Annotated in this window: 17 protein-coding genes and 1 tRNA gene; 8 read left to right on the top strand and 10 right to left on the bottom strand. The window is 69.9% G+C overall.

Features of this window, described 5'->3' with window-relative positions; genetic code table 11:
* Positions 1 to 20: 20 nt before the first annotated feature.
* From IEY60_RS18990 to IEY60_RS19000, 3 genes are all read right to left on the bottom strand, one after another.
* On the bottom strand, positions 21 to 842 hold the full coding sequence (locus tag IEY60_RS18990) for an SDR family oxidoreductase (RefSeq protein ID WP_189030118.1): 822 nt from the start codon (positions 840 to 842) through the stop codon (positions 21 to 23).
* A gap of 145 nt (positions 843 to 987) precedes the next feature.
* Positions 988 to 4,236, bottom strand: a complete 3,249-nt coding sequence (locus IEY60_RS18995; RefSeq protein ID WP_189030120.1) for an acetyl-CoA carboxylase family protein — start codon at positions 4,234 to 4,236, stop codon at positions 988 to 990.
* Positions 4,233 to 4,889 carry a TetR/AcrR family transcriptional regulator gene (locus IEY60_RS19000; protein ID WP_189030122.1) on the bottom strand — a complete coding sequence of 219 codons (657 nt, stop codon included), beginning with the start codon at positions 4,887 to 4,889 and terminating at the stop codon, positions 4,233 to 4,235. The genes IEY60_RS18995 and IEY60_RS19000 overlap by 4 nt, the downstream gene beginning before the upstream one ends.
* A gap of 116 nt (positions 4,890 to 5,005) precedes the next feature.
* Between IEY60_RS19000 and IEY60_RS19005 the strand changes: the two genes are divergently transcribed.
* A tRNA-Asp gene (locus IEY60_RS19005) sits at positions 5,006 to 5,079 on the top strand.
* A gap of 51 nt (positions 5,080 to 5,130) precedes the next feature.
* On the opposite strand, the gene IEY60_RS19010 is transcribed toward IEY60_RS19005, so the two are convergent.
* From IEY60_RS19010 to IEY60_RS19020, 3 genes are read right to left on the bottom strand one after another with little or no spacing between them, the layout of a single operon-like run.
* The gene (locus IEY60_RS19010) at positions 5,131 to 6,156 is read right to left on the bottom strand and encodes a DUF8176 domain-containing protein (protein ID WP_189030124.1); all 1,026 of its coding nucleotides are present in this window, start codon (positions 6,154 to 6,156) and stop codon (positions 5,131 to 5,133) included.
* Positions 6,157 to 6,165: 9 nt separating this feature from the next.
* Positions 6,166 to 7,431 carry a hypothetical protein gene (locus tag IEY60_RS19015; protein ID WP_189030126.1) on the bottom strand — a complete coding sequence of 422 codons (1,266 nt, stop codon included), beginning with the start codon at positions 7,429 to 7,431 and terminating at the stop codon, positions 6,166 to 6,168.
* Positions 7,431 to 7,739, bottom strand: a complete 309-nt coding sequence (locus IEY60_RS19020; protein WP_189030128.1) for a hypothetical protein — start codon at positions 7,737 to 7,739, stop codon at positions 7,431 to 7,433. Before IEY60_RS19020 ends, IEY60_RS19015 begins: the two co-directional genes overlap by 1 nt.
* 152 nt (positions 7,740 to 7,891) lie before the next feature.
* Between IEY60_RS19020 and IEY60_RS19025 the strand changes: the two genes are divergently transcribed.
* Together IEY60_RS19025 and IEY60_RS19030 are read left to right on the top strand one after the other, a co-directional pair.
* Positions 7,892 to 8,575, top strand: a complete 684-nt coding sequence (locus IEY60_RS19025) for a GAP family protein (protein WP_189030130.1) — start codon at positions 7,892 to 7,894, stop codon at positions 8,573 to 8,575.
* An 84-nt stretch (positions 8,576 to 8,659) separates the two neighbouring features.
* Positions 8,660 to 9,421 carry a polyprenol monophosphomannose synthase gene (locus IEY60_RS19030; protein ID WP_268241487.1) on the top strand — a complete coding sequence of 254 codons (762 nt, stop codon included), beginning with the start codon at positions 8,660 to 8,662 and terminating at the stop codon, positions 9,419 to 9,421.
* Positions 9,422 to 9,484: 63 nt separating this feature from the next.
* Here IEY60_RS19030 and IEY60_RS19035 read toward each other — a convergent pair whose 3' ends face one another.
* Positions 9,485 to 9,928 carry a DUF6069 family protein gene (locus IEY60_RS19035; RefSeq protein WP_229739949.1) on the bottom strand — a complete coding sequence of 148 codons (444 nt, stop codon included), beginning with the start codon at positions 9,926 to 9,928 and terminating at the stop codon, positions 9,485 to 9,487.
* A gap of 153 nt (positions 9,929 to 10,081) precedes the next feature.
* Here IEY60_RS19035 and IEY60_RS19040 point away from each other — a divergent pair, with 153 nt between their 5' ends.
* The 3 genes from IEY60_RS19040 to IEY60_RS19050 all read left to right on the top strand — a co-directional run bounded on the left by IEY60_RS19040 (position 10,082) and on the right by IEY60_RS19050 (position 12,477).
* Positions 10,082 to 10,630 carry a hypothetical protein gene (locus tag IEY60_RS19040; RefSeq protein ID WP_189030132.1) on the top strand — a complete coding sequence of 183 codons (549 nt, stop codon included), beginning with the start codon at positions 10,082 to 10,084 and terminating at the stop codon, positions 10,628 to 10,630.
* 97 nt (positions 10,631 to 10,727) lie between these two features.
* Complete coding sequence (locus IEY60_RS19045) at positions 10,728 to 11,279, top strand: copper chaperone PCu(A)C (RefSeq protein ID WP_229739950.1); 552 nt, start codon at positions 10,728 to 10,730, stop codon at positions 11,277 to 11,279.
* A complete protein-coding gene (locus tag IEY60_RS19050; protein WP_189030134.1) occupies positions 11,272 to 12,477 on the top strand; it encodes a Dyp-type peroxidase in 1,206 nt (401 codons plus the stop codon). The genes IEY60_RS19045 and IEY60_RS19050 overlap by 8 nt, the downstream gene beginning before the upstream one ends.
* A gap of 35 nt (positions 12,478 to 12,512) precedes the next feature.
* On the opposite strand, the gene IEY60_RS19055 is transcribed toward IEY60_RS19050, so the two are convergent.
* Entirely contained in the window at positions 12,513 to 13,928 is a 1,416-nt protein-coding gene (locus IEY60_RS19055) for an HAD-IB family hydrolase (RefSeq protein WP_189030136.1), read from the bottom strand.
* A complete protein-coding gene (locus IEY60_RS19060; protein WP_189030138.1) occupies positions 13,928 to 16,357 on the bottom strand; it encodes a glycerol-3-phosphate 1-O-acyltransferase in 2,430 nt (809 codons plus the stop codon). The genes IEY60_RS19055 and IEY60_RS19060 overlap by 1 nt, the downstream gene beginning before the upstream one ends.
* A 204-nt stretch (positions 16,358 to 16,561) precedes the next feature.
* On the opposite strand from IEY60_RS19060, the gene IEY60_RS19065 reads away from it, so the two are divergent.
* Positions 16,562 to 17,848 carry a salicylate synthase gene (locus IEY60_RS19065; RefSeq protein ID WP_373291741.1) on the top strand — a complete coding sequence of 429 codons (1,287 nt, stop codon included), beginning with the start codon at positions 16,562 to 16,564 and terminating at the stop codon, positions 17,846 to 17,848.
* Positions 17,849 to 17,902: 54 nt separating this feature from the next.
* Here IEY60_RS19065 and IEY60_RS19070 read toward each other — a convergent pair whose 3' ends face one another.
* Positions 17,903 to 19,522, bottom strand: coding sequence for a (2,3-dihydroxybenzoyl)adenylate synthase (locus tag IEY60_RS19070; RefSeq protein ID WP_189030150.1), 1,620 nt, complete (start codon positions 19,520 to 19,522; stop codon positions 17,903 to 17,905).
* 289 nt (positions 19,523 to 19,811) lie between these two features.
* Here IEY60_RS19070 and IEY60_RS19075 point away from each other — a divergent pair, with 289 nt between their 5' ends.
* Entirely contained in the window at positions 19,812 to 23,495 is a 3,684-nt protein-coding gene (locus IEY60_RS19075) for a non-ribosomal peptide synthetase (RefSeq protein WP_189030152.1), read from the top strand.
* Positions 23,496 to 23,508 lie beyond the last annotated feature (13 nt).

Genomic DNA, 23,508 nt, shown 5'->3' on the forward strand with positions numbered 1-23,508 from the left:
CTCCAGGGAGTCGAGGGGTGTCAGCGGGTTTCGGCCAGCAGGGCGGCCTGGTAGCGGCGCATCCCGCGCAGCCAGCGGTCGTAGTCGGCGCCCTTGTTGCGGTACATCTCCAGCACCTGCGGGTGCGGCAGGATCAGGAACTGCTCGGCCGCGATGGACTCGAGCACGATCTCGGCCACCTCGGCGGGTTCGAGGACTTCGCCCGCCGACACGACCGCGCGGGTGGCGGCGGCCCCGAGCGGTTCGCCCGACTCCTGCCCGGCATACAGCAGCGCGGTGTTCACGCCCATCGGGCACAGGCAGCTGACCCGAATGCCCTGGTCGCCATAGGTGACATTGAGCCATTCGGCGAATCCGACCGCGGCGTGCTTGCTCACCGAGTAGGTGGCCGAGCCGATCTGGGTCAGCAGGCCGGCGGCCGAGGCGGTGCTCACGAAGTAGCCTTCGCCGCGGTCGAGCCACTGGGGGACGAGCAGTTGCGCGGCGCGGATGTGCGCGCGCAGGTTCACCGCGAGCGAGAGATCCCAGTCGCTCTCGGTGGCGTCGAGTCCGGGCGCGCCGACCACGCCGGCATTGGCGAAGTACAGATCGACGGGGCCGAAGTGCTGCTCCGCCAACGCGATCAGGCCCTGGATGGCGGCGGTGTCGGCGGCGTCGGCGCCCGCGCCCACGGTCGCGTCCGGGTGGTCGGCATTGATTCGCGCCGAGACGGCGAGTGCGGCCGCTTCGTCGAGGTCGGCGACGATCACACGCGCGCCCGCCGCGGCGAGGGCGGTGGCCAGTGCGGCCCCGATCCCTGCGCCGCCGCCGGTCACGATGGCCACCTTCTGTGCAACTCTCACGATGAATTCCTTCGGTCGGTGCATCCGAACGTATTAGAAGTTGACGTCAACTTCAAGTCTGACGCCCCAGCTCAGGGCTCAGCGGACCCGCTTTTCGCGCCGGCCGGGGAGGCCGACGAGAAGGGCGCGTCCCAACCCGGCGGCATCAATGCCGAGCTCGTGCCGATCCTGCGCGCGTCACGTCGCCGGCCAGCGTGGTGATCCACGCGCGGGTGTCGGCCGGATCGATGACATCGTCGAGTTCGAACCCGGTCGCCGCGGTCAGCGCCTTGCCCTGTTGGTAGGCCAGGGTCAGCAGCTGCTGGAACAGCGTGTCGCGTTCGGCCGGATCCGCCACGGCGGCGAGCTCCTTGCGGAAGCCGAGACGCACCGCGCCTTCCAGTCCCATCGGCCCGATCTCGCCGGTCGGCCAGGCAACGGTGAAGTTCGGCGCGCGAAAGTGCCCGGCCGCCATCGCCATCGCGCCGAGTCCGTAGCCCTTGCGCAGGATGATCATGCCGAACGGCACGCTCAACCGGGCGCCGAGTACGAACAGCTCGCTGAACCGGCGGACTGTCGCCGTCTTCTCCGCTTCCGGTCCGACCATGAACCCCGGTGTGTCGCACAGGGAGACGACCGGAAGGCCGAACGACTCGCACAGCCCGAGGAAGTCGCCCATCTTGTCGGCGGCCTCGGCATCGATGGCGCCGCCGAGGTGATGACTGCTGTTGGCGACCAGGCCGAACGGCACACCGTCGACCCTGACCAGCGCGGTGACGATCCCGACTCCGTAGTCGGGCCGCAGTTCGAGCATCGAGCCCACATCGACGATCACCTCGATCGCGCGATGGATGTCGTAGGCGCGCAGCCGATTCTCCGGCACCACATGCCTGGCCAGGCGCGGGTCGGGCGCCTCGTAATCGTCGACCGGGCCCTGGAAGTAGCCGAGGTACTGCTTGGCCAGCGCCACCGCGTGCACCTCGTCCCGGGCAACCAGGTCGACGACGCCATTGCGCCGTTGTACATCGATCGGCCCGATGTCCTCGGGCCGGTACACGCCGAGCCCGCCGCCCTCGATCATCGCGGGGCCGCCCATGCCGATATTGGCGTCCGGCGTCGCGATGATCACGTCACACACCCCGGCCAGGGCGGCGTTCCCGGCGAAGCAGCGCCCCGACACGATCGTCACCAGCGGCACCTGTCCGCGCAGCGCGGCGAGCGCGCGGAAGGTCGGCACGTCCAGGCCCATGCCGGTCACGTCGGTGTCGCCCGGCCTGCCGCCGCCACCCTCGGCGAACAGCACCACCGGCACCTGTTTGCGGGCGGCCAGTTCGAAGGCGCGGTCGGTCTTGGCGTGATTGTTCTTGCCCTGGGTGCCCGCGAGCACGGTGTAGTCGTAGGAGACCACCACGGCTTCGGCCGCCGCCTTGCCGAAGCGATCGGCGCCGATGGTGGCAACGCCGGTGACGAGGCCGTCGGCGGGGGTGTTGGCGATCAGGTCCTCTTCGGTACGCCTGCTGCGTTGCGCCGCGACGGCCAGCGCGCCGTACTCGACGAAACTGCCCGCGTCGACGAGGTCGGCGATGTTCTCCCTGGCGGTGCGGCGACCGAGCCCGTGTCGCTTGGCGACGACTTCGGGGCGGGATTCATCCAGCGTGACGAGGTGACGGGCGCGAATCTCGTCGACATCGGCGCGGGCACGGTCGGGATCCAGGTCGGCCTGCACGCCGCCGGTGGCGTCGGCGCCGGTACGGGTGATGATCACGAGCGGATCGCCCGGCGCGACGACCTGCCCCGGGCGCACCAGGACTCGGATGGTCCTGGCGGCATCCGGCGCGGCGAGCACGTGCTGCATCTTCATCGCCTCGAGCACGACCAGCTGTCCGCCCGCGCCGACCTCGACGCCTTCGTCGGCCACCTCGACCACGGTGCCCGCCAGTTGCGCGCGGACCGCTTCCTGTCCCGGATACAGCTCGACGGTGGCAACCGCGATCTCGGGCTGCCCCGCCTCGGCGGCCGCGACCAGCGCGGGCAGGTTCTCGCCGAGGTAGGCGGTGGTGACCACGCCCGTCTGGAAATGGCTGTCGAAGAGCACTTCCCGCAAGAACCCGATGTTCGTGCGGACACCGTCGACGGTGAATTCCGCCAGCGCGGTCCCGGCCTTGCGGGCGGCGGAGGGGAAGGAGTTCCCGCGGGTGCGGATGATCACCTTGGCCAGCAACGAGTCGTAGCGCGGACTCGGGGTGAGTCCGGGACGGCCGAAGGTGTCGACTCGCACGCCGGGACCGGTGGGCGGCGCGAAGGCGGTCAGGGTGCCTGCGGTCGGGATGGCCGATCCGTCGGTGGCCATCGTCTCCATATTCACCCTGGCCTGGATCGCTATGCCGTCGGCTTTGGCAGTCTCGCCGGTGGATTGCCCTCCGTCGGAGGTGATTCCGGGTGGCAGGCCGAGTTCGTCGAACGTCGCGCCCTGGGCGATCGCCAGCTGCACGGCGACCAAGTCGACGCCCGTCACCTCCTCGGTGATGGTGTGCTCAACCTGGATCCGCGGGTTGACCTCCAGGAAGACGAATTCCTCACCGGAGACCAGGAATTCGACGGTGGCGAGCCCGCGGTAGCCGACATGCGCGCACAGCCGGGCCGCAGCCTCGTGCAGCTCACGGCGAAGTGCGTCCGAAAGGCCTTGGGCGGGAGCGATTTCGATCAGCTTCTGATGCCTGCGCTGCACACTGCAATCCCGATCCCCGAGCGCGAGCGCCGTGGTGCCGCTCGCGCCGGGTGCCGCGACGACCTGCACCTCGATATGCCGGGCGTTCTCCATCAACGCCTCGGCGAACACCGCCGGACTTCCGAAACCGAGCTGAGCCTCGGCGGCGCACTGCCGGTAGGCGTCGTCGATCTCCTCGCTCGTCCGCACCACCCGCATGCCGCGCCCGCCACCACCGGCCAGCGCCTTGATCATGATCGGGCCCGATTGCGCGTCGAAGAACGCCTTGACCTCGGCGACCTCGCTCGGGCCCTCGGTCGCGGGCAAGACGGGCACGCCCGCGGCGACGGCGGTCCTGCGGGCCGAGGACTTGTCGCCGAACAGATCGAGCACGGCCGGGTCCGGCCCGATGAACGTGCACCCGCCGGCCGCGCACGCCCGGGCGAATTCGGCGTTCTCGCTGAGGAATCCGTAGCCGGGATGGATGAATTCGGCACCTGATTCCTTGGCGGCGGCCAGGATCGCGGCGTGGTCGAGGTAGGGCGCTGGTCCTGCGCCCGCCAACCCGATCGCCTCGTCCGCCGCGTGCACATTCGGGTTGTCCGCGTCGTCCTCGGCGTAGACCGCCACCGTTCCCGCACCGAGTTCGGCGGCGGTCCGGATGATGCGCAAGGCGATCTCGCCACGGTTGGCGATCAGCAGTTTCACTGGACGTCCTCGATGTCGTGCTCGGCCTGGGTGAAGCCGATCAGCCGCTCGGCGATGGCGATGTGGTCGGTGATGAACTGTTCGCGCCGGTCGGGGCTCGCCCCGGCGAGCCGGGAGGCGCCGATCAGCAGTGCGTCGGACAGGGTCTCGACGATCCGCGACAGCGGCGCGCACGGATCGATCCCGCCGCGCGCGTCGACCCGCTCGAGAAACGCGGTGAACCGCTTGCGCAGCCGGGTACGCACTCGCGACCACTGGGCGCCGATCGCCGGATCGATCCCGGCGCGGTGCTCGATCAGCGCCACCAGCGCGCCATTGGCGAACACGGCCTCCGCGAAAGCTCTTGTGGTGGCCCCGATTACCTCGGCGGGCTCGGTGACCTCGACGTCCACCACGAGCTGGGCTTCCAGGAACTGCGTGCACACCCGCTCGGTGATCGCCCCGAACACCTCGTCCTTCGAGGAGAAATACGCGTAGAACGTCGCCCGGGAGACCTGCGCCCGCGTGGTGATCGTCTCCACCGAGGTCTGGTCGTACCCGAACTCAGCGAAGCACCGCCCCGCCGCATCGAGCAGTTCACCCCGGCGGGGCCCGGCACTGTCCTTACGTGCCGACCGCGCCCGCTCCTGGGCCGCACTTGTGGTCATGGTCACGAGCGTCGTTGACGTTGACGTCAATGTCAATAGTCGATCCAGGGCCTCACCTGCTCGGTTAACGCCCAAGCCCGCTACCGGGGTACAGTCGCTCCCGCGATGTAGCGATACATCACGGCCCTGTGGCGCAGTTGGTTAGCGCGCCGCCCTGTCACGGCGGAGGTCGCGGGTTCGAGTCCCGTCAGGGTCGCAAGAAATCCCCGCACCAGTTCTGGTGCGGGGATTCTGCGTTTCCGGGCGCCTATCGGCGGTGGTCGATGCTGGTGATGCGGTAACGGCCGGGGGCGACCTCCGCGGTGCGCATCGTCTGCTGGATCTTCTCGATGGCCGGGTCACCGGGCCATTGCTGCTGGACGGTGACGTTCCAGAGGGTGGGGTCGGTGGAATCGGCCCGGGTGATGTGGATGCAGTACTTGACCCCGGTCGGGAAGGTGGCAATGCCTGCGGCGAGGGCGGATTCGTCGCCGACATGGGCGTCGTCGGTGACGTAGGTGCGGGCCTTGGCGGCGTCACGGTCGACGTAGTAGCTGTATTCGAAGCCCAGGATCGCGCCTTGGGGAGTGGCGGTGTCGCCGCGTTCGGCACTGATGGTGATGGATTGGCTGCGGAAGGATTCGCAGCCTGCCACCGCGTGCGCGGGCAGCGGAGGAACGGTGGTTTCTGTTGTCGGCGAACCGGATACGGACGCCTGCCTCGCCGCGACCGGCTTGTCGTCGGAGCCGAGGAAGATGTTGGCCGCCAAGCCGACCACGACGACGAAGACCAGCGCGCCGACGATCCCCTTCACCGCGGCAGCGGCTTTCGCGCGGCTGTGGGGATCGTCGTAGCGCTCGTCGTCGTAGGTCTTGCGTGGCCTGCGCGCGATCGGCCCACCGCCACCGAAGTCCTTGAGACGCGGCAGAACCGGCATCTCGACCCGGTCGCCGCTCTGCTCGGTCGCGGTGGTGGTGGCCCAGTCGTTCCAGTCGACATCGTCACCGCGGCGCGGTGTTTCGTCGACGGGGGCCTGGTCGGTCCAGTCGTTCCAGTCGCCGGTGAACCCGTCCTCGTCGGCGGGCGTCCGGTAGATCGGCTCGGTCTGGGCGTTGGCGAGGTGGCCGGAGGCGTCGTCGTAGAGTTCCGGCTCCGGCGGCGGCCATGTCTCCGGATTGGTGCCGATGGTCTGCGGCTCGGCCTCGCGCCTGCGCCGACGTCGCCGTTTGCCCTGCGGGCGACGGCGCGCCGGATCCTCCGGCGACGAGAAATAGGCCCCGAACGGATTGTCCATCCGGACGCCTTACGCCGTCGCCGGGACGACTCCCGGTTGCCCGTGCCTCGGTGCGGCCGAAGGTTTCTCGGTCTCCTGATCCTGCTGCGGACGGGCGGACGGCGGAATCACCCCGCTCTGGACCGGCTGCTGTGCGGGCGCCGGCGCCGTTGGCGTACTGGGCGTGGTCGCCGGAGCCTGCTGCTGTGGCTGTTCCACGGCGGGCGCCTGGCTCGCCGGTGCCGGTGACGCGGGCTTGTTGCCGTTGTTGTTCGCGGGTTCCGGCTTGGCGGCGGTGTCACCGTTGCCGAGCCCGGCGAACAGCCCGCCCGAGTTGCCGCCGCCGCTGGTGGACGGCGTGGTGGGCGACGGTGTCGTCGTGGCCGGGCTGGTCGCCGTGCCCTCGGTCCCGGTGACATTCGCCGCGAGGGTATCGATCCCGGTGGTCGCCAGCTCGGCGCCCTTGTCGATGCCGTGCATCGCGACCTCGGCGATCTTGTCGATCAGGTGCGTGCCGAAGGTGACGCCCGCATCGATCGCCGCGGTGCCCAGCGCGACGCCGCCGTCGATCAGCGCCTCCTGCAACGCGATCTGCGCCGCCGTCGCCGGATCGGTCGTCGTGGTGTCGGTGTCGATGGTGTCGGTGGACGTGCCGCCGGTGCCGAGCACATAGACGCCAGGCGCCACCTCGGTCGCGCCCTGCGGCACGGTCACACCATTCGTCCCGCCGAGATCGGAGGTCAGCTCCTTGGTGTTGCGGGTGTACTGGTCCATCTCGGTGCTCGCGCTCCCGACGACGCCGACCGCCTCCTGGATCGCCTCCTCCGCGAGCTCGACGATCGCGTCCAGGTTGTTGCCGTTCACCGCGGGTGCGGCCGCTTTCGCCTTGGCGCGGAAGTCGGCGATGATCGCGTCGACCTTGGCCGCCGCGGTCGCCTGCGTCGAATGTGCCTGTCCGAGCAGGGTGCTCAGCTTCTGGCCACGGTCGGCGGCCGCCGACACCTCGGTCGCGGTCTGGCGTAACGCGGGCGTGGCAGGGGCCGCGGTCTCGGTCGACTCCAGCGCGTACAGGCCGAGCCGGTGCGGGTCTTCGGTAGCGGTGGTGGCGTTGGTCGCCGAGGTCAGCGCGGCCACCACCTCCGCATCGGGGTCGGCGGAGGTGTTGGAGCCCAGCGATTTCCGCAGCTCCAGCAACGGCACCTCGAGCAGCGCGACCACCGGCGCGATCTTGGCTTCGGCCTCGGCCGGGGTGATCGTGCTCAGCGTGTTCTCGGTGACCAGGGATTTCGCGCGCATCACGCCACCTCGCTCTCGGTCGCCCGCAGATCGCCGGCCAGCCCGGTATCGATCCCGGTGACGTCGGCGCCATAGCGATTCAGAATGTCTTGATACGCGGTGACCAGATTCCCCGCGGTACTCAAGGTCGACGCGTGTACCCCCGCCGCCTCCGCCCACGCCGCGGCGAATTCCCGCCCGAGCACACCGAGCCCGGACAGATCCACCCCCGCCGCCGTGCTGGTATTGGTAGCCGCTTCACCAAGTAGATCCGCGACCCGAGCTGCAGCGCGCTGATACGCGTCGAGCGCTGACGGGTCGAATGACATTTCCGCCACGATGTCTTCCCCTTCACGATCGCGGGTGCTCGTCGGGCACTCCCGGCACGAAAAGCGTAACGAGATCGGCGCCGTTGTGGGTGGGACTGGGGCGCACCGCACGCCGGAACCCAGGTGCGGCGCCGAGTAGGGTCGCAACGGTCATGGGTGTCCTGCTGATCACGTTGCTCGGGTTCGCGGTGGTCGATGCGCTCGATGTGCTGTTGGTGGCCATCACTACGGCGGTGGTGGCGGACAGTCGGCTGGCGCGCCGGTCGCCCGTCGTCGGTGGGTTCAGTTTTCTCGGTGGCGTGTTCGCGGTGTCGGTGATGTTCGGGGTCGCGACGGTGCTGGGGATCGATTTCCTGGTTCGGTTGTTCGACTTCGAGTTGACGCCGCTGCTGCGGTACTGGGGTGAGCTGCTGATCGGCGTGGTGCTGATCGTGGTGGCGGCCGTGCCGATGGATACGACGATGCGTGGTGGCGGGCGCTGGGTGCAGCCGGTGCGCAGGTATCCGTGGTTGATGGGGGTTGTCGGGTTCACGCTCGGGCTGGCGAAGGTGCCGACCTCGGTGCCGTATCTGGCGGCGCTGGCGATGTTGTCGGCGCAGCGTCCGCTGCCGGTGGCGTGGCCGCTGATCGTGGCGGGATATTGCGCGATCGCCCTGCTCCTGCCACTGGTGGTGCTCGCCCTGGCCATGCGCAAGACGCCGCGCGCCCGCCGGGTGTACCGCCTGCTGGTGCGGTGGATCACCCGCTTCGGACCGCCGGTGGTGCGGGTGCTTTTCGTGGTGTTCGGCGTGGTCCTGGTCGTCGACGCGCTGGTCCACGCACGCCAGCTGTGGTGACGGGCCCGCACGGCCGCTCAGGTCGGCGTCAGGTCGATCGAGTACCGTCATAACGAATCGATGACATGCCCTCGCGCCTGCTGGCTGGGTCGCGAGGCGTTACCAGGTGAGCAGGGAGGGCGACCCTTGAGGGTTACCGTTGTTGTGCCGACCTACAACGAGCGGGAAAATCTGCCGGTGGCGGTGGAGCGGCTGACGGCGCTGCCGGTCCCCGATCTGCACGTGCTGGTGGTGGACGACAACTCACCCGACGGCACGGGCGAGGTGGCCGACAAGCTGGCCGCCGAGCTGCCGAACGTGGTGAGCGTGCTGCATCGCACCGAGAAGGACGGCCTCGGTCGCGCCTACATCGCGGGCATCACCCAGGCCCTGTCCGAGGGCGCCGACGTGGTGATCCAGATGGATGCCGACCTGTCGCACCCCGCCGAGGTGATCCCGGCCATGCTGGAGAAGCTGAGCTCCGCCGATGTCGGCGTCGTGCTCGGTTCCCGGTACGTGCCCGGCGGCTCGACCGCGGCGGAGTGGAAGTGGTACCGCAAGGCGCTGTCGGCCTGGGCCAACTTCTACGTGAACCTGATCCTGCGCCTCGGCGTCAAGGACGCGACCGCCGGCTTCAAGGCATGGAAGGCCGACACCCTGCGCGCGATCGACGTGGCCTCGATCCGCAGCAACGGCTACTCGTTCCAGGTCGAGATGAACTACCGCGCGATCAAGAAGGGTTACACGATCGCCGAGGTGCCGATCCGGTTCGAGGAGCGCACGCTCGGCGCGTCGAAGATGAGCTTGAAGGTGCAGCTGGAGTCGGCGCTGATGCCGTGGAAGCTGCTGTTCGGCCGCTCGGTGTAAGGACAGACGAACGAAAGGACCCCGCCGGAGATCTCCGGCGGGGTCCTTTGTCGTCGCGGTGGGTCAACGGGCGGTGATGCTCTTGCGGACGCCCTCCAGTGCGACCACGATCACCGGCACCAGCACCACGTGCATCACCGACAAGGCGATGGTGGAGGCGGTGTCGAAGTCGGAGGCCACGGTCAGCGCGATGGTCGCGATCGACAACACCGATCCGACGACCGCGGCGACCCGCAGCACCCCGGTCCACAGGTAGGACACCAGCACCGCGACAGTCAGGCCGATCAGCAGCGGCACGGCCGACATGAAGATCACGCCCCCGGGAGCGACGTCCATCACCTTGCCGCCGTCGGTCGTGATGAAGGATCCGCCCGCCGCCGCGCCGATGCCCCAGACGATCAAGTTCGCCACGACGGCGGCGACCACGCCACCCAGGACGGCGACCGCCCGGTTCAGTGCGGGCAGCGTGCGGACGGCGGTCGGGGTGGCGGTGGTGGTGGTGGTCATGATGGTCTCCCTCATTCGGTGGTGAGACAATCATCAAACCTAAACCATTATTTAGGTCAAGCCCTTGTCTGGATTCTGCTGCGCCGACTCGATGAGACGCTGGTCATAGGTCCTGAGCTCGGCAACTACGACAGATGGTCGTAGCATGGCTGGGTGCGTTCACCGACGGATCACACCGCGCGCTTGCGTGGCGCGGCGGTCGGTGCCGCCTCCGGTGCGGTCGCCGTGCTCGCGCACGGACTCGGTGGCGCGACCGCGATTCCCGCCGGATCGTCGCTGACGCTGCTGTTCGCCGCGTGCGCCCTGATCGGCGTCGTGGTCACCGCGCTGCCCCGCGGCGACAGTCCGGCCTCGACCATGGCGGTGCTGGCCGTCGGCCAGGGCATCGGACACACCGCGCTGACGCTGGGCCACACCCATCACCACAGCTTCTCCGCTGCCATGCTGCTCGCGCACCTGGTGGCGATCCCGACGGGCGCCCTGGCGATCCGCGCCGCCGAAATCGGTGTGCGACGGGCGATCACCAGCGTGCGACGCCTTGTCCTCGTGCTGGCCGGGGTCACCGCGCCCGCCGCGCCCGCGTTCCGGCTGCCGCCGGTCGAGGAACGCGCGGTCCTGCGGCAACTCCTCCTGCGACCCGGCATCGGCCTGCGCGGACCGCCACTCGCGGCCGCGACCAGACTTCACCCCGTTCCGGCGTAGTCCGCCGTTCCATGAATCCCGCTGTCCCTGCGGTTGATTCGTCGACTCCGCGCGTCGGTTCGGGTTCTCACCCAACCCCGATGATCGGAGTTCTCCCGTGTCCGCATTCCCGCGTACCGCCCTGCGTCCACCTCGGCTCGCACGCCGTCTCGGCGCCGCCGCGGCCCTGTCCGCGCTGACCTTCTTCGCCACCGCCTGCTCGGCCGCCGACCCCGTCCCCGAGGCACCCGCAGGGGATCGGATCACCATGAGCGACCAGTGGATCAAGGCCGCCGACTCCGGCATGTCCGCCGCCTTCGGCAACCTGAAGAACACCGGCGACGCCCCGGTGACGCTGGTCTCCGCCACCAGCCCCGCCTCGGATCGCGTCGAGATCCACGAGGTGGTGCCCGACAGCACCGGCGCCAAGACCATGCGTCCCAAGGAAGGTGGCATCACCATCCCGGCGCACGGGGAAGTCACCCTGAAACCCGGCGCCGAGCACCTGATGTTCATGGATCTGAAGCAGCCGCTGCGCACCGGCGCGGAAACCACGCTCACGCTTACCTTCGCCGACGGTTCGAGCACCGTCGTCACCGCGCAGGTGCGCGACTTCGCCGGCGGCAAGGAGAACTACACGCCGGGCACCGAGCATCCCACGCATGGCTGATCCGCATTCCAGGCTCTCCCGCCGTCGCTTGCTCGGCGGGGGAGCCGCGGCGGCGGGCGTCGTCGGCGCGGCCGGAATCGGCTGGGGTGCCGCTGGTTTCACACGCGAAGAAGCAGTCCGGGACGAGGCGCTCGACGTCGTCCCGTTCTACGGCGCGCACCAGGCGGGCATCGAGACGAACCCACCAGGCCACGTCGCCTTCGCCGGTTTCGATCTGGCGCCCGGTGCCGGCCGCGAGGACATCATCGGCCTGCTCCGAATCTGGACCGACGACGCGTCACGGCTCACCCAGGGCCTGCCCGCGCTGGCTGACACCGAACCGGAACTCGCGACCAGACCCGCCCGCCTCACGATCACGGTCGGTTTCGGACCCGAGTTGTTCACCCGCGCAGAGATGGCCGAGCGGCGCCCGAGCTGGTTGCGGCAGCTTCCGCCGTTCCCCGTCGACCGCCTCGATCCGGCCTATACCGGCGCCGACCTGGTCCTCCAGATCTGCGCCGAGGAGGCGACGACGGTCGCACACGCGGTGCGGGTGCTGTCCAAGCACGTCAAGTCGCTGGTGACGGTGCGCTGGGTGCAGCGCGGCTTCCGCGACGCGCCACGCGGCCAGACGATGCGCAATCTGATGGGCCAGGTCGACGGCACCGTCAACATCGCGCCGCGCACCGTCGACTTCGATCGGCTGGTGTGGGACGACGGCGCGTCGACGCCATGGCTGGCAGGCGGCACCTCCCTGGTGCTGCGGCGCATCGCGATGGACCTCGACACCTGGGACGAACTCGACGCCGACGGCCGTGAACTCACCGTCGGCCGCCGGGTGTCCAACGGTGCGCCGCTGACCGGCACCGCCGAACACGACGAGCCCGACCTGACGGCCGTCGACCGCAACGGCATCCCGGTCATTCCGCCCTCGTCGCACGTCGCGCGGGCCAGGCACACCCACGACGGCGAACGGTTCCTGCGCCGCGGGTTCAACTACGACGAAGCCCCCGCGCCGGGGCAGCTGTCGAATTCGGGCCTGCTGTTCGTCGCCTATCAGCGCGATGTCGACGCCCAGTTCCTGCCGGTGCAGCAGCGGCTGGCGGAATTCGACGCGCTGAACGAATGGACGACACCCGTCGGTTCGGCCGTGTTCGCGATCCCGCCCGGTGTGCCAGGGCCTGGGCACTATCTCGGGCAGCAGCTGTTCGAGAGCTGAGAGTCCGGCCGGGCGCGACACCGCGCCCGGCCGGCTCAGGCCTGCGGCCAGTCCAGCAGGGTGTTCTCGAACAGCTGCCGGACCTGCTCGACCTCGTCGTCCATCGCGGCGGGGTCCCAGCCGGAGACATCGATCGGTGGCAGCACCGCGACATCGACGATCCCCGGCCGCGCGATCGACGAATCCCGCCAGGCGATCTCGCCCGCATTGCGAATCACCACCGGGATCACCGGCACGCCCGCCTGGATGGCGATATGGAACGCGCCCTTCTTGAACGGGCCGACGCGCGGCGTGTACGACCGGGTGCCTTCCGGCGCGACACCGATCGAGAGCCCGTTGCGCAGGGTGGAAACCACCGGCGCGAGCGCGGCTTTGGCGCGTTCGGTATCGCTGCGGTCGATGAAGGTGACGCCGACGAACCGCATGAGCGGGCCGAACAGCGGATGATTGGCCAGTTCCTTCTTGCCGATGCCGGTGACCGCCCCGCCGAGCACCTTGGGCACGATGATCACGTCGAACTGGCTCTGGTGATTGAACAGGAACACCGCGGGCCGCGGGGCGCGGGCATGCTCGGCACCGACGACGCGCAACCGCACGTTGATCGCCGCGAGTGTCGCGGTGGTGGCGTCGTGCATGAGGGCATCGGCCATGGCCTGGCGTCGGCCGGTGTAGGACTTGCGCAGCACACCGACCAGCGCGCCGCCGATCAGCGCGGCGAAGCCGGCGATCGTGCGCAGGTAGTCGACGGGGCGTGGCGCGAGGCGTGGACGGAACGTCAGTGCGGGCCAGCCTCGCTCGGTGGCGATCTCGGCCAGCTTTGGATCGGGGTCGACCACGGTGGGGGTCTCGGCGAGGTCGAGTAGTTGCAGGTCGGTGGCGCTGTCGGCATAGACATAGCCGATCTCCACCTCGGCGGCCGCGGCGAATTCACCGACGGCGTCGGCCTTTTCGGCACGCCACAGCGGTGCGCCCTCGGTGTGCCCGGTCAGGACATCGTCGTGCACAGCCAGTTCCGTGCACAGGACATGCTCGATGCCCAGGCGCTCGGCGGCGGGCAGCACCTGGAACCGGGTGAGTTCGCTGACCAGCACCACCGTGTGGCCGGCCAGCTGGTGAGCGCGCACGAGCTGCCAGGCCTCGGGGAACAACCTGCCGTATATCTCCCGGCGGAAAGCGCTGCGGCCCAGCTCTTCCAGTTCGGACTCGGACCGACCCGCCCAATTTCGTTCGATGGCTTGCAGCACCCGCACGTAGTCACCGTCGTCGCCACCGCGCACGATGCCGCCGAGCAGTGCGGCCCTGCGCGCATCACCGCGACGGAACAGCCTGCGCGCCAGACTCCGTCGCGGTAGCCCGTCCACGACGGTGCCACCGAAATCGAACACGGCGGCGATCTGCGATCCCTGCGGACCCGACCGGATAGCGGCCAGTGCTTCGGCGAGTGTGCTCATCAGATCGCGGTCCGGTTCGACGGATCGAGGCTGGCCGCCCGCGCGATGCGCTCACCGAGATCACGCAGCCGCGCGGCGAATTCCTGCCGCCGTTCCAGCAATTCGGCTTCAGAGCCAGGGGCGGCAGGGGCGATGAGACCGCGGTTGTCGGCCAGTTTCCAGGCACTGGTGAACAATTCGGTCGAGACCGACTCCGGACTGTGCAAACGCTGTTGCAACAGCATCTGTTTTCCCACCGCCACGCACTCGTCGATGAACTCCTTGCGATCGATCGTCGCCTCGGCCGACCGCGCGGCCAAGCGCTCGGCCACCACCAGCTGCGCGTCGAAGAACGAGCGCAGCACGCGGTGCGCCATCACGAAGCCGGAATCGGTGAGCGCGCCGAGGAATTGGCGATCGAGCCGATCGTCGGGGGTGTTCTCGTCCCATTCGGGCACGATGATCCGCACCTCGTCGATGATCTGATCGGCGAACTCCTGGCGCTCGGGGAAGAAGAACTCGAACTTGAGCAGATCGCGCAGGGCGAAGGCGGCCTGCCACGCCGAGCGCAGCGGGTCATCGCCCGGTTCCTCCACGGCGGTCAGCGCGGCCAGTTCGAGAATGGCCCGGTTGACGAACCAGTGCACCGCGCTGTTGCGGTAGAACGCCGCCTCCAGGTGCGCGCCGGGTTCGATCGCGTACACCGGCTCCAGCCCACCGCGATACACGGTGACAACTCCGGCGAGCGCGAGCTGTTCGAGGACAACCCGCAGGCCCTGATCGTCACGCAGCGCCGACAGCTCGCCGCTGGGCAGCCCGCGCTGGGCGATGTAGCCGAGGACAGGGTCGACCACCGTGCGGACCTGTCCCAGCGTCAGCGCGCGCTCGCTCACGCCGAGCAGGGCCAGCGTGACCAGTGCGTTCACTGTGATCGGGGTGATCTGATTGATGCCGACGGCGATGTCGAAGGCCAGCCGCTGCACGGCTTTGCGTTCGCTCTCGCGCAGCGCCGACTCGTCGGGCACGCTGGCCTCGCCGGTCGTGGTGTCGCGCAGCGGGATCGTCATCGGGCGCTGATCGAGCGGATCACCGTTGGCGCCCAGCCGTTCCCGCGCCGACAGCGGCGCACCGAACCGCACGTACACGCGACCGGCCGAATGCTGCTGGCTGCGCACATATCTGGCGAGCCAGCCCAGGCCCTCCGGCTTCTTCTTGCCGCCGGACTGTTCGCTCGCGATCGCACCCAGCTCGTTGAGCCGCTCGTAGGTGATCGAGACCGGCACCAGCATCACGTCCTCGACGCGTCGTGAACGGACCGCCGCCGCAAGGAAATTGAGCAGACCATAGCGGGGTGGTCGCAACTTGCCGGTGCGGGTGCGTCCACCTTCGAAGTACCACTCCAGGTTGAAGCGCTTGGCCAGCAGGTAGGCGAAGTACTCCTCGACGACCGCCTTGTAGACCTCGTCGTCACCGAAACTGCGCCGGATGAACACCGTTCCGGTGCGCCGGGCGATCGGGCCCATCGGCCAGAAGTTGAGATTCGCCCCGCCGATCACATGGTTGGGCGGAAAGTCGTTGCGCGCCAGCACGTCACCGAGCACGAACGCGTCGACATAGGAACGGTGCGAGGGCAGGAACACCAGCGGGTGCTTGCGGTTGAGCTTGCGCAGCGCGTCCAGGCCGGGCAGGTCGGTGTCGACCTTCCAGGTCGAGGCGTGCACCGGTCGCATGGCCTGGGTGAACAGGTCAGAGACCAGCCTGCTCTGCGCGGCGACCAGTTCGCGCAGCGCCTTCTCCGCATTGCGATACACCTGGTCGGGTTCGGAACCCGTCTCGTCGGCGATGAGGTCGAGTTTGCGCTGGAATTCGGGGGAGTCGAGGATCTCCTCGGCCACCAGCTGCGGCACCTTGTAGCGGTCACCGATGACGGTGCGCTCGGCTCGCTCCAGCGCGACGACCGCCGCGCGCACCACCGACCGCGCGAACGGATCGGCCGTGCCCGCCCGCAGCAAGGCCGCGGCCTCGGGATTGTTGGTGCGCAGCTCGCTGAGCCGGGCCGGCGCCCCGACGAGCACCTGGTGCCGGTCGGGTTCGGTGCGCAGCAGCCTGCGCTGGACGAGCCGGTTGGGTTTGCGCGGGTTGGTCAGCAAGGCCAGGTCGGCGAAGGTGACCCGGCGGACGCCGTCGCGCTCCGGCGGCAGCCACAGCACCCGGACCGGGACGACGAGCGGGTCGTCGTGCCTGCCGACCAGGCGTTTGGTGATCGCCTTCGCGTCGAGGTCGAGCTGGGTCACCGGGGCATCGGAGCCGATGTCGCGGCCGAGGCCACCCTCGGCGATCCAGGTGCCGATGAGTTCGCGTTCGACGCCGGAGGCCGCGTCGACCAGGGCGACCACCGAGTCGGCCATGGGTCCCGTTCGCGGGCCGCGCCGCCCACCGATGTCGATCATCTCTCCATTCAAGCGGCAGATCCGCCTCGGCGCACCGAACTTGGGCTACCGCGCGTTGCGGACTGCCGTGTCGGCGACCGGGGTGGTGAAGGATGCCCACGGACGAGGCTGGCTAATCGACGAGGTAATGCTAACCTAACCACGAAGAAGTTAGGTCAGCATTACCTTGGAGGATCGTTGTCGTCGACGGAACAGCCCGTACGGGTGGAGTATGTGACCGATCCGGCGGCAGCGATGTCCCGCCTGGCGGCAGCCGATCGGTTCGGCGAGTACGTGATGTACGAGCAGCCCGGCGGGTGGGTGTTCGCCGCCGACCCGCTCGGCAGCGTCGAACTCGACGCCGGTGAACTGCGCACCGTGTGGGGTGACAAGACCACCGCGCGCGCGTGGACCGGCAGTCCCGCCCAGGTCGTCGACGCCGCGCTGGCCGAGCTGCCGCTGGAGGGCCGCAATGCCTACGGCTGGATCGGTTTCGAGTTCTGCGCCTTCTCGCTGGCCGCGACCCGGTACCTGAACCCGCTGACCCCGCTGGTGCACCTGATGATTCCGCGGATCGAGGTCCGCATCGACGCCACCGGCGTGCGGATCAGCGGCGCCACCCCCGCCGAGGCCTGCGATATCCACGACCTGATCGCCGCGTCGCAGGGCACCGACCTGCCGGTCGCGTTCCCGGTCGACGTGCGTCCCGACCCGACCGACTACCAGGGTCGCGTGGCTGCCGCGGTGTCGGAGATCCGTTCCGGCCATTACCAGAAGGTGATCCTGTCCAGGAAGGTCGACCTGCCTTTCGCCGTCGACGTGCCTGCCACCTACCGGCTCGGCCGGGCCAACAACACCCCGGCCCGCTCCTTCCTGCTGCGCCTCGGTGGACTGGAAGCGGCCGGGTTCAGCCCGGAACTGGTGGCCTCCGTCGACGACGACCGGATCGTCACCACCGAGCCGCTCGCCGGTACCCGCGCCTTCGGGCTCGGTGTCGAGGCCGATGGCACCGCCCGCGCCGAACTGCTCGCCGATCCGAAAGAGATCGTCGAGCACGCGATCTCGGTGCAGACCTCGTTCGCCGAGATCACCGAGGTCGCCGCGCCAGGCACCCCGGCCGTCTCCGACTTCATGGCGGTGCGCGAGCGCGGCAGCGTGCAGCACCTGGCGTCCACCGTGCGTGGCACCCTCGCCGCCGACCGCACCAGCTGGGACGCGCTCGAGGTGCTGTTCCCCTCGGTGACCGCCTCCGGCATCCCCAAGCGCGAGGGCGTCGACTCCGTCTTCCGCAATGATCACGATCCGCGCGGCCTGTACTCCGGTGCGGTGGTGTGTGTTTCGCCGACCGGTGCGCTGGAGGCGACGCTGGTGCTGCGGGCGATCTATCAGACCGGTGAGGGTGCGTGGCTGCGGGCCGGTGCCGGCATCGTCGGACAGTCGCGTCCCGAGCGTGAGTTCGAGGAGACCTGCGAGAAGCTCGGCAGCGTAGCGCCGTACGTCGTGAAGGCCTGATTCTCGACTACGGCACAACGGCGGCTCACCTTTCGGTGAGCCGCCGTTGTCGTATCAGCTGTGCAGGGCGCGCAGGGCCTTCTTGTCGATCTTGCCGACCGCGGTGATCGGCAGCGAATCCGCTTGGCGCACCAGGTCGGGCAGCTTGTAGGTGGCCAGGCCGCGCTCGGTGAGGAAGGTCTTGATCTCGCCGAGGCTGGGCAGCTCGCCGGTGACAACCAGGACGACACAGGCCTTTTCACCGAGCGAGGCATCCGGCAGTCCGACCGCCGCCGCGTGCCGCACGGCGGGGTGCGCGAGCAGGTGCTCCTCGAGTTCGTCGCAGGAGATGTTCTCGCCGCCGCGGTTGATCACGTCCTTGATCCGGCCGCTGACCACCAGGTGCCCGGTGGGCAGCTGCCGCACCAGGTCGCCGCTGCGGTAGTAGCCGTCAGGGGTGAACGCGCGCGCGTTGTGTTCGGGCGCACGGTAATACCCGCGCAGGGTGTAGGGGCCGCGGGTGAGCAGTTCGCCCTCCTCGCCGGGCGCGACATCGTTGCCGTCGGCGTCGACGACGCGGAGCTCGTCGGCGGGGGAGAGCGGGCGGCCCTGCGTGGTGTAGACCAGCTCGTCGTCATCGTCGAGACGGGTGTAGTTGAGCAGGCCCTCGGCCATGCCGAACACCTGCTGCAGGCGGCAGTGCAGTGCGGGTTCCACGTCGCGGGCGTTGACCTCGGCCAGGCGGGCGCCGCCGACCTGGAGCAGGCGCAGCGAGCTCAGGTCGGCCTCTTCCCATTCCACCGCGGCGCTCCACAATTGGGCCAGCGGCGGGACGACGGCGGTGACGGTCACCCGGTGCTTCTCGATCGCGGCGAAGGCCGCCTCGGGGCTCGGGTCGAGGGTGAAGGCGATCGCGCCGCCGGTGGCGACGGTGCCGAGGATGCCGGGGCAGGCCAGCGGGAAGTTGTGGGCGGCGGGCAGCGTCGCCAGGTAGACGTCGTCGGGGGTGAGCTCGCAGACCTGCGCGCTGGCGGTGGCGTTGTAGGCGTAGTCGTCGTGGGTGCGGGCGATCAGCTTCGGCAGGCCGGTGGTGCCGCCGGAGACCAGCATCAGCGCGATCTCGGACGGATCGACCTCGGGCAGTGAATCGCCGTCGCGGGCAATCGAATCCAGCGCGGTGAAGTCTCCGGGATCGCCCGCGACCAGCACGTGGCGCAGGGACGGAACCGCCTGTCGCACCGTGGTGGCGAGCTCGCGGTAGTCGAAATCGCCGAGGGTGTCGGGGATCAGGTAGGCCACGGCGCCGGAGATCGCGGCCAGGTGCTCGATCTCGGCGCGGCGGTGCGCGGGCAGGGTGAGCACCGGGATGATGCCCGCCCGCAGCAGGCCGAACAGGGCGGTGGCGAATTCGGGGACGTTCGGCAGCTGCACGATCACCCGGTCGCCGGGGTTGATGCCGAGGGCGAGCAGGCCGTGCGCCATCCGGTCGGCGGCCGCGTCGAGTTCGGCGTAGGTCCGGGTGCCGCCGTCGGTGAGGACGGCGGGACGCTGCGGCTGGGTGCGCGCGGAGTCACGGAGCAGGTCGCCGAGTGTGCGTCCGGCCCAGTAGCCTGCCGCGCGGTAGTCCTGGGCGGCCTGCTCGGGGAAGGGGACGTAGCCCTCGCGGTGGTCTGCTGCGGCCGATGTCGACGTCACGTTCTGCCTCGCTGCTCTGGCGGCTCGCGCCGCGTGTTTCTCGCCCGGTCCCGGCCGTCCTGCGGATCGATCGGGCGGGCCGTGTGTCCGGGCGTGTTCTCGCACCCTGCCTCGGCCTTCCCGCTGGTCGATCCGGGATCGATGCGGGCAGGGAGCCCGGTAGTTCGGTGCCCGCGTCGCAGCCCGACCTTGCATAGGTTAGGCAACCCTATCTCAATGAAGTAGGCTGCCGCCGGGCAGTACCGAAATCCGTCCGGCCTCGGACGGCGAGCAAGGAGTGAACCGGCAGATGGATACAGCACCCGCAGGCGTCGTGATCGACCGCGCCGAGATCCGTGCCGCGATCGCCCGCCACCTCGACCTCGCCCCCGAGGACGTCGCCGACGCCACCGACCTCATCCAGCTCGGCCTCGACTCGATCCGCACCATGAAGCTCGCAGGCGGCTGGCGCAAGCGCGGCATCGCCGTCAACTTCGCCCTGCTGGCCGCCCACCCGACGGTCGACGCCTGGTTCGCCCTACTCAACGGCGCCGACCCGGACGACCTCGCGGCGAGCGCCGCCGAGGCGGCGAGCGCAACGGCTTCGGCTTCCGCTGTGGTGGCCGGCGTGACTCCGGGCGAATCCGTGATCGTGCCCGATGACGGCACCCCGTTCGCCCTCGCTCCCATGCAGCACGCGTACTGGATCGGGCGTTCGGACGCCCAGGAACTCGGCGGTGTCGCCGCGCACCTGTACGTCGAATTCGACGGTGCCGGTGTCGATCCGGAGCGGCTGGAGCGCGCGGTGGAGCAGCTGCTCGGCCGGCATCCCATGCTGCGCACCCGATTCCTGCCCGACGGCACCCAGCAGACTCTCGACCGGCCGGGACGCGCGGTGTACAGCGTGACCGATCTGCGCGAAGCGTCCGCCGAGGATGCCGAGCAGCGGCTCGAGGAGCTGCGGAGCGCGCGCACCCATCAGCGGATGGCGGTGCAGGACGGTCAGGTGATCGATATCGCGCTGACCCGGCTCGCCGACGGCCGCACCCGCCTGCACCTCGATGTCGACATGCTCGCCGCCGACGCCATGAGCTACCGCATCCTCATCACCGACCTGGCCCGCCTCTACCACGGCGAACAGCTGCCGCCGCAGGACTACACCTTCCGCCAGTACCTGGCCGAACACCCCGCGGGAGCCGGCGAGGAGCATGCCCGCGACCGCGCCTGGTGGCAGGAACGCCTGCCCGAGCTGCCCGGTTCGCCGGAACTGCCGCAGGCCCAGCAGATCTCGGACCCCAGCCGCACGATCCGCCTGCACCGCTGGCTCTCCCCGCAGGCCAAGGCGCAGGTGTTCGACGCCGCGCACGCCCGCGGCATCACCCCGGCGATGGCGCTGGCCTCGGTGTTCGCCGAGACCATCGGCGGCTGGTCGGCGCAGCGCCGGTTCCTGCTGAACCTGCCGCTGTTCCACCGTGAGCCGGTGCACCCGCAGGTCGACGGCGTCGTCGGCGACTTCACCTCCTCGGTGCTGCTCGAGGTCGACGTCACCGAGCCCGCCACCGTCGCCGACCGCGCCCGCGCCCTCCAGCAGCGCCTGCACGAAGCGGGCGCGCACTCGGCCTACTCCGGCCTCGAGGTCCTGCGTGACCTCGGCCGTCACCGCGGCGAACCGGTGCTCGCCCCCATCGTCTACACCAGCGCCCTCAACCTGGGCGAACTGTTCGCCGACACCGTCACCGACACCTTCGGCGACCCGGTCTGGATCATCTCCCAGGGCCCGCAGGTACTCCTCGACGCCCAGATCACCGAAGTCCGCGGCGGCCTTCTCCTCAACTGGGACATCCGCGAATCCGCCTTCCCCGCAGGCATGGTCGACGTGATGTTCGCCCGCTACATCGAGGCGATCGAGCGGCTGGGCGGCCAGAGTTCCGCACTCACCGATTCGGTGGGTGGCGCCGAAGCAGCGATCACCGATGCGCACGATGGTGCCCAGGCGGCGATGGTCGGGGCCGTGTCCTCGGCGACCTCCGGCGAGCAGAGTGGCCGGGCGGTGTCGAGCGCCGTGATCGGCAGCGCTGGGTGGCAGGCCGAGGCCGGCGTGCGTATTCCGGTGGAGCAGGCGGCAACTCGCGCGCGGGTGAACGCCACTGCGGGCCCGGTGAGTGGGGGACTGCTGCATACCGGGTTCTTCGCGAACGCGGCGACGAATCCAGGTGCGCCCGCCGTGATCTGGGAGCCCGCCGGGCAACTGACCTACGGCGAGCTCGCTGCCGATGCGCTGGCGGTCGCCGGTGCGCTGCGTGAAGCCGGTGTGGCGCCGGGTGATTCGGTGGCGGTGCAGCTGCCGAAGGGTCCTGATCAGGTGCTCGCGGTGCTCGGCGTGCTCGCTGCCGGTGCGGTGTACGTGCCGATCGGCTTCGATCAGCCCGCCGCCCGGCGCGCGGAGATCCTGCGCACCGCGGATGCGGTCGCCGTGCTCACCGTTGGCGGCGCGCAGATTCCCGAAGCGCGGGCGATCGACCTCGCCGAGGCGCGAACGCATCAGGAACCGTTGGCGCGCCCCCTCTTCGGTGACCCGGAGAACATCGCCTACGTGCTGTTCACCTCCGGCTCCACCGGCAAGCCCAAGGGCGTCGAGGTCCCGCATCGCGCCGCGATGAACACCATCGACGACCTGAACGAGCGCTTCGGCCTCGGCGCCGACGACCGGGCACTGGCCCTGTCGGCCCTGGAGTTCGACCTCTCCGTCTACGACATCTTCGGCCTGCTCGCCGCGGGTGGCGCGGTGGTCGCCGTGGACGATGCCCAGCGCGGCGACCCGGCCCGCTGGGTGGAACTCATCCGCCGCCACCGGGTTTCGATGCTGAACTGCGTCCCCAGCCTGCTCGACATGCTGCTGACCGCCGCCGCGGGCGAGCAGCTGCCGTCGCTGCGCACGGTGATCCTCGGCGGCGACTGGGTCGACGTCGCCCTGCCCGCCCGCCTGGCCGCGGTCGCCCCGGAGTGCCGGTTCGCCGGCCTCGGCGGCGCGACCGAGACCGCGATCCACTCCACCATCTGCGAGGTCGTCCGCGCGCGGGTCCCCGCCGAGTGGAGCGCGGTGCCCTACGGCACCCCGCTGCGCAATGTGCAGTGCCGCGTCGTCGGGCCCGCAGGCACCGACTGCCCCGACTGGGTCACCGGTGAGCTGTGGATCGGTGGCGACGGCGTGGCCGCCGGATACCGTGCCGATCCGGAGCGCACCGCCGACCGGTTCGTCACCCACGAGGGTCTGCGCTGGTACCGCACCGGTGACCTGGCCCGCTACCTGCCCGACGGCGGCCTGGAATTCCTCGGCCGCGCCGACCACCAGGTCAAGATCCGGGGCTACCGGGTCGAGCTCGGCGAGGTGGAGAGCGCCCTGCGCGCGGTGCCCGGCATCCGGCACGCGGTGGCCGCCGTGGTCGGCTCTGCCGCGCCGAAGCTGGTCGCCGCGATCGTCGCCACCCCGGACACCACCCTCGACATCGAGGCCGTGCTCGCCGCGACCGCCGAGCTGGTGCCCGCCTACATGGTCCCGACCCGGCTCGAACTGCTCGCCGAGCTCCCGCTCACCTCGAATGCCAAGCCGGACCGCAAGGCCGTCCGCGCGGTGCTCGAGAAGAGCGAGACGGCGACGGAATTCGTCGCGCCACGGACCGACCTCGAACGCGCGCTCGCCGCGGTGATCGGCGAGGTCCTCGCGACCGAGCAGATCGGCGTCACCGACGACTTCTTCGCCCTCGGCGGCGACTCGGTGCTGGCCACCACGGCGGTGGCCCGCATCCGCGAATGGCTCGACGCGCCCGACACCGTGGTCGCCGACCTGTTCACCGCCCGCAGCATCGCGGGCCTGGCCGCCCGCATGCTGGAGCGGGAGGCCGAGGCGGGCACCACGGGCAGGCTCGACGCGGTCGCCGCGATGTACCTCGAGGTCGCCGCGATGACCGACGAGGAGATCCTCGCGCAGTCCTGACCGCCCAGGAGCC

Source organism: Nocardia rhizosphaerihabitans (genome assembly GCF_014646295.1).
GTDB classification, from domain to species: domain Bacteria; phylum Actinomycetota; class Actinomycetes; order Mycobacteriales; family Mycobacteriaceae; genus Nocardia; species Nocardia rhizosphaerihabitans.